General features: G+C 73.7%; 9 protein-coding genes. 7 read left to right on the top strand and 2 right to left on the bottom strand.

Annotation, left to right across the window (positions count from 1 at the left end; genetic code table 11):
* Positions 1-520: aldehyde dehydrogenase family protein (locus tag E1298_RS37550; protein ID WP_131901969.1), on the bottom strand; the 520-nt coding region annotated here is incomplete at its 3' end.
* 4 nt (positions 521-524) lie between these two features.
* The gene (locus E1298_RS37545; RefSeq protein WP_131901967.1) at positions 525-2,024 is read right to left on the bottom strand and encodes a PucR family transcriptional regulator; all 1,500 of its coding nucleotides are present in this window, start codon (positions 2,022-2,024) and stop codon (positions 525-527) included.
* 91 nt (positions 2,025-2,115) lie between these two features.
* Between E1298_RS37545 and gabT the strand changes: the two genes are divergently transcribed.
* The 7 genes from gabT to E1298_RS37510 all read left to right on the top strand — a co-directional run bounded on the left by gabT (position 2,116) and on the right by E1298_RS37510 (position 10,769).
* Entirely contained in the window at positions 2,116-3,468 is a 1,353-nt protein-coding gene (gene gabT, locus E1298_RS37540; RefSeq protein WP_131901965.1) for a 4-aminobutyrate--2-oxoglutarate transaminase, read from the top strand.
* Between the two features lie 253 nt (positions 3,469-3,721).
* Complete coding sequence (locus tag E1298_RS37535; RefSeq protein ID WP_131901963.1) at positions 3,722-5,422, top strand: amidohydrolase; 1,701 nt, start codon at positions 3,722-3,724, stop codon at positions 5,420-5,422.
* Between the two features lies 1 nt (position 5,423).
* Entirely contained in the window at positions 5,424-6,596 is a 1,173-nt protein-coding gene (locus E1298_RS37530) for an ABC transporter substrate-binding protein (protein WP_131901961.1), read from the top strand.
* Positions 6,589-7,446 carry a branched-chain amino acid ABC transporter permease gene (locus E1298_RS37525; RefSeq protein WP_131901959.1) on the top strand — a complete coding sequence of 286 codons (858 nt, stop codon included), beginning with the start codon at positions 6,589-6,591 and terminating at the stop codon, positions 7,444-7,446. The genes E1298_RS37530 and E1298_RS37525 overlap by 8 nt, the downstream gene beginning before the upstream one ends.
* Positions 7,433-9,196 carry a branched-chain amino acid ABC transporter ATP-binding protein/permease gene (locus tag E1298_RS37520; RefSeq protein WP_243726047.1) on the top strand — a complete coding sequence of 588 codons (1,764 nt, stop codon included), beginning with the start codon at positions 7,433-7,435 and terminating at the stop codon, positions 9,194-9,196. The genes E1298_RS37525 and E1298_RS37520 overlap by 14 nt, the downstream gene beginning before the upstream one ends.
* On the top strand, positions 9,193-9,900 hold the full coding sequence (locus E1298_RS37515) for an ABC transporter ATP-binding protein (RefSeq protein ID WP_243726046.1): 708 nt from the start codon (positions 9,193-9,195) through the stop codon (positions 9,898-9,900). The genes E1298_RS37520 and E1298_RS37515 overlap by 4 nt, the downstream gene beginning before the upstream one ends.
* A gap of 77 nt (positions 9,901-9,977) precedes the next feature.
* Positions 9,978-10,769 (top strand): SDR family NAD(P)-dependent oxidoreductase, encoded by a 792-nt coding sequence (locus E1298_RS37510; protein ID WP_131901957.1) that lies wholly within the window; start codon positions 9,978-9,980, stop codon positions 10,767-10,769.
* The last annotated feature ends 40 nt before the right edge of the window (positions 10,770-10,809 follow it).

The following is a 10,809-nucleotide window of genomic DNA, read 5'->3' as shown; positions in this document are numbered from 1 at the left end:
GCACGATGGGGGCGCCGACCGCGATGGCGGGGGCGACCTTGTGCGCGGCCAGGTTGAGGGGGAAGTTGAACGGGGAGATGCCGAGCACCGGGCCCTTTGGGACGCGGGTGATGTAGGCCATGCGCCCGTTCGCGGCCGGGTCGGTGTCGAGCCGCTGGGTGGTGGCGCTCCAGCGGCGGGTCTCCTCGGCGGCGAAGCGGAACGTGGAGATCGCGCGGGTCACCTCGCCGCGCGCCCACAGCAGCGGCTTGCCGTTCTCGCCGGTGATCAGGCGGGCGACCTCCTCGGCCCGCTCGGCGAGCCGCGCCGACACGTGCGCGAGCGCCTCGGCCCGCACGTGCAGGGGCAGCGCGGCGGCCTGCGCGCGCACCGCGTGGGCGGCCGCGAGGGCCTCCTCGACCTGGTCGGGGGTCGGCACGGCGGCGGTCCCGATCACCCGTCCGTCGTAGGGGTGCGTCACGGTCAGCTCGCCGTCACCGGTCGCGGGCCGGCCGGCCAGCCAGAATGGGGTCGCGTTCATGCGTTCACGCTATCTCCGGGGGACGCGTTGGGGAGTCTCCAGGCTGTCCAATCGGATCATCGTCGTTGGCCGTGACGGCCAGGGCGATCCACAGCTCGGCGCGGACGGCGGGGTCGTCCAGGTCGCGGCGCAGGAGATCGGCCGCCTTGCGCATGCGCGTCCGGAGCGTGTGCCGGTGGACGCCCAGCGCGCGCGCCGCCGCCTCCCCTTGCCCGTTCGCCGCGACATAGGCGCGGACGGACTCGACCAGCCCCTCCGCGCGCAGCGGCGCCAGCATCCCGTCGGCGAAGGCGTGGGCGAGGCCGGGTTCCAGCAGGCCGAGGAGCCCCCGTCCGGGGACGTCGGAGTAGCGGACCACGGGTTCGGCCCGCCGCCGGGCCGCCGCCAGCGCCTCCTCCGCCTGCCGCAGCGCGGCGCCCAGCTCCGCCGGTCCGGGCGGCGCCGGGTCGCTCAGGCCGATGGGGCCGGCGGGCGCGAGGAGCGCCGCGACGGTGTCGGCGTGCCCGTCCGGGACGATCACGGCGGTGCGCCCGTCCAGCGGCAGTGCCAGGCAGCGCTCTCCCAGCGGGTCGGACTCCAGGACGTCCCGGATCGTCCCGTCGCCCGCGCAGGCCAGCACGCGCAGCGGCCCGCGCGGGACGGCCGGGCCCTCGGGCGGCAGGCCGAGGAGCAGCGCGGCGAGCGCGGCCCGCAGCTCGCGCCCGGTCCGCGGCGCCTCCGACTGGAGGGTCAGCAGCGCGACGGCGGCCCCGACGATCGTGTGCGCGACGTGGGGCAGCGGCGCGTCCGTCCCGACCGCGAGGAACCCGCGCGGGCGCCTGGCCAGCCCGATCCGCTGCAGGACGATGTGCCCCTCCTGCCCGGAGAGCGCCATGCTCGCGGGCGGCCCGCCGTCCGGCGCCCGGCCGCCGGCGGGACGGCGGAGCCGGGCCAGCTCGGGCGCGAGGGCCCCGGCGCGGTCGCGGGCCCCGGCGGGCTCGGCGTGCTGGACGGCGCCGGACGGGTCGAGCAGCAGCGCCCAGCCGCCGAGCAGGCGCGCCAGGCGGGCGACCAGGGGACCCCGGCCGGCGAGGGCGGCCCGGGTCAGCTCGCGCTGGGCCTGGAAGGCGCGGGTGACGTCCTCGTACCACTCGGCGGCCAGCATCCGGGAGACGGCCTTGCCGATGGCGATGAACGGGGTGGGGCGCGGGACCTCCAGCACCGCCAGGCCGCGGCCCGAGGCCGCGGCGAGCAGCTCGGGCGGGACGGCGTCGTGGATGACGCCGACCGCGAAGCCGAGGCCCGCGACGCCGCGTCCGACCAGGCGGTCGACGTAGGCGGCGGCGTTGGCCGGGCCGATCCGCATGCCGGTGGTGAGGACCAGCTCGCCGCCCTCCAGGAAGGGCGTCGGGTCCTCCAGCTCGCCGACCGCGACCCACACGACGGCCGCGTCCGGGAGCGGGCCGGTCAGCGGCCGCAGCCCGAGCTGGGGGAGGGCGGCCACGGCGGCCAGGGTGGGCGGCATCGGGTTCCTTGTGCGCGGTGTCCAACGGGCGGGATGGATTTCGCCGTTCCGTACGGTTCAGGGTAGGTGCTCGTCGCCTTATGTTCACGCCATGACCAGCGAGGACTTCGGCGGCGTCGGCCGCCTGCCGCAGGAACGGCGTGTGGTGACCGAGATCCCGGGGCCGCGTTCCCGGGAGTTGCAGGACCGCCGCGTCGCGGCGGTGCCGCCGGGCGTCGGCAGCGTGCTGCCGGTGTACGTGACGGACGCGGACGGCGGCGTGGTCGTCGACGTCGACGGCAACTCGCTGATCGACTTCGGCTCGGGCATCGCGGTCACGGGCGTCGGCAACGCCAACCCCCGGGTCGCCGCGCGGGTGAAGGCGCAGGCGGACCGGTTCACCCACACCTGCTTCATGGTCGCCCCGTACGAGTCGTACGTGGCGGTCTGCGAGAACCTCAACCGGATCACGCCGGGGGACCACGAGAAGCGCTCGTTCCTGGTCAACAGCGGCGCGGAGGCGGTGGAGAACGCCGTCAAGATCGCCCGGTACGCGACGGGGCGGCAGGCGGTGGTGGCCTTCGACCACGGCTACCACGGCCGGACGCTGCTGACCATGACGCTGACCAGCAAGAGCATGCCGTACAAGCACGGGTTCGGACCTTACGCGCCGGAGGTCTACCGGATGCCGATGGCCTACCCGTTCCGCTGGCCGACGGGCCCGGAGAACTGCGGGCCGGAGGCGGCCGCGCAGGCGGTCGACCAGATCTCCAAGCGGATCGGCGCGACGAACGTCGCGGCGGTCGTGGTGGAGCCGATCCTGGGCGAGGGCGGGTTCGTCGAGCCCGCGCCCGGGTTCCTGCCCGCGATCGCGGAGTTCTGCCGGGCCAACGGCATCCTGTTCATCGCCGACGAGGTCCAGACGGGGTTCGCGCGGACGGGCGACATGTTCGCCTGCGAGCACGAGGGGATCGTCCCGGACCTGGTCACGACGGCGAAGGGCATCGCGGGTGGGCTCCCGCTGGCCGCCGTGACCGGCCGCGCCGACATCATGGACAAGGTGCACGGCGGCGGCCTCGGCGGCACCTACGGCGGCAACCCCCTGGCCTGCGAGGCGGCGCTGGCCGTCCTGGAGGAGATCGAGGAGGGCAAGCTCGCCGAGCGGGCGCGCCGGATCGGGGAGGCCATGCTGCCCCGGCTGCGGGCGCTGGCCGGGCGGCATCCGGCGATCGGGGACGTGCGCGGGCGCGGGGCGATGATCGCGATCGAGCTGGTGCGGGACGGCTCGTCGGAGCCGGCCCCCGAGCTGACCGCCGAGATCGCGCGCCGCTGCCACGCGCGCGGCCTGCTGGTGCTGACCGCCGGGACGTACGGGAACGTCCTGCGCTTCCTGCCGCCGCTCGTCATTCCCGACCACCTTCTGGCCGAGGGCCTGGACATCATCGAGGCGGCGTTCGACGGCTGATTCTCCAGCGGCCGGAGCAGGCCATCGCCGGGCGTTTCGCGCCCGGCCCCGTCCGGGTGATCTTCCGGCCGGCCCGCCCCGGCTGACCTGCGGCGCAAGGGTCGCCGGCGTCCTTTGGGACGTCGGCGGCCCTTGCGCGTCCATGAGTAGGGTGAAGCACCTCACACTGTTATTCGTTCGTGATTGACCGGCCATCGTTTGGCCCCATACGTTCGCAATACGTTTGGGCCCAAATTAAGGAACAGGGGCGGACATGAACGCATCCCCCGACCTGGTGCTACTGGACGGCGAGGTCCTCACGGCCGACGCCGGATTCTCCGTGGCGCAGGCGGTCGCGATCACCGGCGGGTCGATCACGGCGGTCGGCACCACGGCCGAGATCCGCGCGCTCGCCGGCCCGCGCACCGGGATCGTCGACCTGCGCGGACGCACGGCGCTGCCCGGCATCAACGACTCGCACCTGCACGGCTGCGCGTTCGGCACCAACCGCCCGCCGCTCGCCCTGGAACTGGGGTTCCCGGCGGTGCGCTCGATCGCCGACATCGTAGCGGCCGTGAAGGAGGCGGCGTCGCGGGTTCCCGAGGGCCAGTGGATCCGCGGGAACGGGTGGGACCCCGGCTACCTCACCGAGTGCCTGGAGGACGGGCGCATGCCCGACCGCGCCGACCTCGACGCCGTAGCCCCGTCCCACCCCGTCTACCTCCAGGACTTCAGCGGCCACCTCACCTGGGCCAACTCGCGGGCGATGGAGCTCGCGGGCGTCACCGCGGGCACCGAGTCCCCGGAAGGCGGCCGCATCCACGTGGACGGCGCCGGGAACCCCACCGGGCTGTTCGCCGAGAGCGCCCAGGCCCTCATCCAGCGCAACCTGCCGCCCTACACGCGCGAGCAGATCGAGCAGGCGATCCGCGAGGCGGTCGCCACCCTCCAGCAGGAGGGCATCACCAGCTACACCGAGCCCGGTCTCGGACCGGGCGGCAAGAGCCTGTTCGCGGGCGCGGCGAACCAGCTGACCCTGGACGTCTACGGCGACCTCGCCCGCGCCGGCGACCTCGGCGCCCGGGTCAGCGTGCTGCTACTGCTCACCGGGATCGGCGGCTCGGCCGCCCAGATCGCCGAGGGGCTGGCCAACGCGAAGGTGCCCGAGGGTGTCGACCCGCGCATCCTGAACGTCATCGGCGTGAAGCTGTTCGCCGACGGCATCCCGCCGAACGAGACGGCCTGGATGCGCGAGCAGTACCCCGGCGGCGACTTCGGCTGCCTGTGCGTGCACGGCTCCGTCGACGCGCTGCGCACCCGCGAGCTCAACGAGATGGTCAGGCTGGCGCACATCGCGGGCCACCAGCTCGGCGTGCACGTCACCGGGGACCGTGCCATCGACGCCGTGGTGGACGCCTTCGAGGCCGCGCAGGCCGAGCACCCCCGCGACGACCCGCGGCACTACGTCATTCACGCCGACCTGCTCGGCCCGCAGAGCATGCGCAAGCTCGCCCGCCACGGCTTCGGCGCGAACATGAACCCGGCGATCAAATGGATGATCGTTGACATGCTGGAGGAGCAGCTCGGCCATGAGCGGGCCGCCTACCAGTACCCTGTCCGATCGGCGATCGAGGCCGGTATCCCGGTCACCGCCAGCTCGGACGCGCCCGTCGCCCCACCCAACTGGCGGCAGGGCGTGGCGGCGATGCTGCTGCGCGAATCCAAGGCCAGCGGACGGACGTTCGGCCCCGAGGAACGGGTCGGACTGCCCGACGCCGTCCGCGCCTACACCGTCAACGCGGCCTGGCAGGACTTCGCCGAGGACTGGAAGGGCACCCTCGAACCCGGCAAGGCCGCCGACGTCACCGTCCTGGACGGCACCCTCACCAAGCTCGACCCCCACGACCTCCCAGACGTCCCCGTCGCGATGACCGTTTTCGACGGCCGGGTCGTCCACAGCACCGAAGGTCTCTGACATGCGAATCACACCCATCGTCACCGCCGTCCTCCTCACCGTGCCCCTGGCGGCATGCGCCGACGACAGCAGCGGATCGGGCTCCGGGCCGATCAACGTCGGGTCGGTGTCGACCCTGAGCGGGCCGGTCACCTTCCCCGAGGCGTCGCAGGCGGCCCGCGCGGTCTTCGACGACGTCAACGCCAACGGCGGGATCGGCGGGCGGAAGATCGCCTACACGACCGCCGACGACAAGGGCGACCCGGCCAGCGCGGCGCTCGCCGCCCGCGACGTCATCCAGAACAAGAAGGCCGTGGCCCTCGCGGGCGGCGCCAGCCTCGTCGACTGTCAGGTCAACGGGCCGCTGTACAGCCGCAACAAGATCACCGACGTCCGCGGCATCGGCGTGGACCCCGGCTGCTTCACCTCGCCGAACATCTCGCCGGTCAACACCGGCCCGTTCTTCGGCTCGACCGTGACGCTCTACTACGCCTCCGAGAAGCTGAAGCTGAACAAGATCTGCGCGTTCTTCTCGATCATCGGCAGCACGGCGAACGCCTACAAGGAGGGCGTCGAGCGCTGGTCCAGGATCACCGGCAAGAAGCTCGTGGTCAACGACCTGAGCCTGTCGGCGTCCACCACCGACTACACCCCCTACGTGCTGCGGGCCCGCAGCGCCGGCTGCGAGGCCGTGCTGTTCAACGGCGTCGAGCCCATGTCCATCGGCTGGGTCAAGGCCGCGCAGGCCCAGAAGATCAACAACATCAAGTGGCTGTTCCTGGCGTCCACCTACACCGTCGAGGCGGCGAAGGCGCTGGGCCCGGCGGGCAAGAACGTCGTGGCGCTGTCGGAGTTCGAGCCCTACACCGACACCCAGTCCGCGGCCAACAAGGACTGGAGGGCGAGCATGACCAAGCACAAGGTGCCGCTCACCGCCTTCGCCCAGGGCGGCTACCTCGCCGCGCAGCACCTGGTCACGGTGCTGCGCGGGATCAAGGGCGACATCACCCGCGAGGCCGTCACCAAGGCGATGAAGGGCCTCAAGCCGCTGCAGACGGGCATGACCGGGATGCCGTTCGCGTTCGGGGCCGGAGACACCCACACCTCCAACCTCGCCGCGAAGTTCGTCAGGCCGGACGCGAAGGGCGGCTGGACCGTCCTGACGCCCGAATGGGTCAAGCTGCCCAATGCTTGAGGGAGCGATAGCCGGGCTCGCCGGGGGCGGCGCGTACGCCGCTCTCGGCCTCTGCCTCACCCTGATGTTCCGCCTGGTCAGGGTCGTCAACTTCGCGCAGGTCGCGATCGGCGTGATCGGCGTCTACACGATGGCGGTCGCCTCCGAGCACGGCTGGGCCTACGGCCCGGCCGCGCTCGCCGGCCTGCTCGCCGCCACGCTGGTCGCCGCCGCGCTCGGCTGGGTGATGGGCAAGTGGTTCGGGGAGGCGGGCCCCGACCAGCGTTCCGCGATCTCCATCGCGTTCCTGGTCGGCCTGCTCGCCGTCTCCTTCCTGGTGTTCGGGACGGACCCGCGCCGCATGCCGGGCCAGTTCGGCGGCTCGCTGTTCACCGTGGACGGCATCACCGTCACCAAGGCGTCGGCCGTGTGCGTCGTCGGCTCGATCGTGGTCGCGGCGGGCGCGTGGCTCGTCCTCACCCGGACCGTCCTCGGCCTGCGGCTCCGCGCGCTGTCGGAACGCCCGACGACCGCCGAGCTGCACGCCATCCCGTCCCGCCGCCTCGGCGTCGGGATGTGGGCGGTCACCGGGCTGCTGGCCGCCGCCGTCCTGCTCGTCATCGCGCCGCAGCAGACCAGCGACCAGACGTCGCTGGCGCTGATGGTCATCCCCGCGGGCGCGGCCGCGCTCGTCGGCGGCTTCCGCAGCCTCGGCCGCACGGTCGCGGGCGGGCTCGGCCTTGGCGCGCTCCAAGGGGCGCTCGCCCACGTCACCGAGCTCCAGCAGTACCGCGACACGGTGCCGTTCGTGGCGATCCTCGCGATCTTGATCTGGTCACAAAGGCGGGAGGTGTGGGATGCGGCGCGCTGAGGCGAAGACCGCGAAGCACCAGGGAGGCGCCGCGCGGCTCCCTGGCGGGGGCCGTCCGCGCGCGATGATGGGGATCTTCGGGCAGCCGGCCGCGGCGCTGGTGGTCATCGCGGTCGCCGCGATCGTCGTCCCGCAGTACTGGCTGTTCCTCGCGACGTCGGTGCTGGTGTCGGCGGTCGCGCTGCTCGGCCTCGGCATCGTCGGCCGGGCCGGGATGAACTCGCTGTGCCAGCTGTCGTTCGCCGCCGTCGGCGCGTGGACGGTCGCCCAGCTCAACGTGTGGGAGGCCCCCGGAGGGCTGATCCTGTGGACGGTCGCGGGCGGCCTCGCCGCGATGCCGTTCGGCGTGCTGATCGGGCTCCCGGCGCTGCGGCTGCGGGGCGTGCACCTCGCCGTCGTCACGCTCGGGTTCGCCGCGGCGGCCGACGTCGTGATCGCCGCGGTCAACTTCCCCGGCGTCGACTCCTTCCAGCAGGTCGAGCGGCCCGGGTTCATCCTCACCGACCGGCAGTACTTCGTGTACGCGGGGCTGCTGTTCGTCGTGGCCGCGATCGGGGTCGAGTGGCTCGGGCGCACCCGGATGGGGGCGGCGTGGCGCGCGGTCCGGTTCTCCGAGCGCGCCACCGCCGCCTCCGGGACGAGCGTCGCCCGCGCCAAGCTGTCGGCGTTCGCGCTCAGCGCGTTCGCGGCGGGCCTGTCGGGCGGCCTGCTCGCCGGGCAGGTCGGCATGATCACGGCGCAGAACTTCGGGACGATCAGCTCGCTCGCCCTGTTCGTCGTCGCGGTCATGGCGGGCAGCGAGTACGTGGGCGGGGCGCTGTTCGGCGGCGTCCTGATCATGTTCGTGCCGGAGCTGTTCCGCCGGGCCGGGATCAACCAGGACTGGGCGAACGTGCTGTTCGGCGTCGGTGCCGTCCAGGCGCTGTCGCAGGGCAGCAGCATCAGCGAGGGCATGGCCCGCAGGTTGCGCGCGCGCCGCTCCGTCCCACCGCCGGACCTGCGGCCCGAGCCGACGCGCGGCACCCCGCCGCTCGGCACCGAGCCGCTGCTGACGGTCGAGGGGCTCGGCGTCCGCTTCGGGCAGGTCGTCGCGCTCCAGGACGTGGACCTCGTCGTCCCCAAGGGCACCGTCATGGGGCTCATCGGGCCGAACGGCGCGGGCAAGTCGACCCTCACCGACGCGCTGTCGGGGTTCCTGCCGTCCGCGACCGGGAGCGTCGCCCTCGACGGCCGTCCCCTGGACGGCCTGCCCGTCCACCGCCGCGCCGCCGCCGGGCTGCGCCGCACGTTCCAGCAGGACCGCGTCCCGACCGGCCTCACCGTCGGCGCCTACCTGCGGTTCGCGGCGCACCGCGCCGTCCCGGCGGCCGAGCTGGAGGAGATCAGGGCGTTCCTCGGCTGCCCGCCGCTGGAGGCGCACGTCGCCGACCTCGACGTCGGCAGCCGCCGCCTGCTGGAGGTGGCCTCCGCGCTGCTCGCCCGGCCGAAACTGATCATCCTGGACGAGCCCGCGGCGGGCCTCGCGCACGCCGAGTCGCTCGCGCTCGCCGACCGCCTGGTGGAGGTCCCGGACAGGTTCGGGGCGTCCGTCCTGCTCATCGAGCACGACCTGGACATGGTCCGGCGGGCCTGCGCCACCATCGTCGTGCTGGACTTCGGCGCCGTCATCGCCTCGGGCCCGCCCGCCGAGGTGCTGGCCAAGCCCGAGGTCGCCCGCGCCTACCTGGGAGACGAGGTGGCCCTCGCATGACCGTGAAGGAACTGAGGCTGGAGGGCGTGGCGGTCGCGCGGGGCGGCGCCCCGATCGTCCGCGACGTGAGCCTGGCCGTCCCGGCGGGGGAGGTGACCGTCCTCCTCGGCCCGAACGGCGCGGGCAAGACCACGCTGCTCGAAGCCGTCGCGGGCGTCCTGCCGATCGCGTCGGGACGCCTGAGCGCCGACGGCGACGACATCTCCGGCCTCGACCGGGTGGCGCGGGCCAAGCGCGGCATCGCGCTCGTCGAGCAGGGCCGCACGGTGTTCACGTCGCTGACGGTCGCGGAGAACCTGCGGGTCGTCCGGCGCAGCGCCGCGGCCGCGGACCGCGCGGTCGGGCTGTTCCCCGAGCTGGAGAAGCGGCTGGACGTCCCGGCCGGGCTGCTGTCCGGCGGCGAGCAGCAGATGGTGGTGCTCGCGCGGGCCCTCGCGATGGCACCGTCCGTGCTGCTGATCGACGAGATGTCGCTCGGCCTCGCCCCGGTGATCGTGCGGCGGCTGCTGCCCGCCGTCCGGTCCCTGGCCGACGACGGCGTCGCCGTCCTGCTGGTCGAGCAGTTCGCGACGCTCGCCCTGGAGATCGCCGACACGGCCCACGTGCTGGCGGGCGGCCGCCTCACCCACTCGGGCCCGGCCGCTCCGCTCCGCAAGGCGCCCGACAAGCTGCACGCCGCCTACCTGGGCGAACCGGCGCCCTAGGGCGGACCGAACACCGTTCATGTGCGGCGGGCCGTTGCCATGGCAACGGCCCGCCGCGACTCGATGAAGGAGAAGGCATGGGACGCGTCTTGATCGTCACCGGCGGGGGGAGCGGAATCGGCGCCGCGGTGGCGCGCGCCGGCGCCGCGCGCGGCGACCAGGTGGTGATCTGCGGGCGGCGCAAGGAGGCCCTCGACCGGGTCGCCGCCGAGTCCGGCGCCGAGGCCCGGGTCGCCGACGTGTCGTCCCCGGACGCGGTGGCCGCGCTCGTGAACGGCGTCGTGGCCACCTACGGGCGGCTGGACGGGGTGGTCGCCAACGCCGGGACCCTGCGGAACGGAGCCGTTCTGGAACTGTCGGACGAGGATTGGGACGTCACCCTGCGGACCAACCTGACCTCGGTGTTCCTCCTGGCCAGGGCTGCGCTCCCGTACCTGATCGAGTCGAAGGGCTCGCTGGTCTCGGTCTCCTCGGTCGCCGCCCTGCGCACCCCCCTCGGCGTGGCCGCCTACGCCACGTCCAAGGCGGGCCTCACCATGCTCACCCAGACGATCGCGGCCGACTACGGGCCGCGCGGCGTCCGCGCCAACGTGGTGTGCCCCGGCTGGATCCGCACGGAGATGTCGGACGAGGAGATGCGCCACTTCGGCGAGCCGTACGGCCTCGGCCAGGAGGAGGCGTACGACGAGGTCACCCGGCTCGTCCCGCAGCGCAGGCCGGGTACACCCGAGGAGGCCGCCGCGGCCGTCCTCTGGCTCCTCGGCCCCGAGGCGTCCTACGTGAACGGCTCCGTCCTGTCCGTGGACGGCGGCACGGCCCTGCTCGACCCGGGCACCGTCGCATTCGACTTCGAGGTCAAACCGCGATAGCCGGGGGCGCTAGGCGCGGGCGGGGGATGGGGTTTCTTGG

The sequence above is a fragment of the Actinomadura rubrisoli genome (genome assembly GCF_004349215.1).
In the GTDB taxonomy this organism is placed as follows: domain Bacteria; phylum Actinomycetota; class Actinomycetes; order Streptosporangiales; family Streptosporangiaceae; genus Spirillospora; species Spirillospora rubrisoli.
The sequence above is the reverse complement of the archived record's forward strand: the minus strand, read 5'-3'. Positions and strand labels throughout refer to the sequence as shown.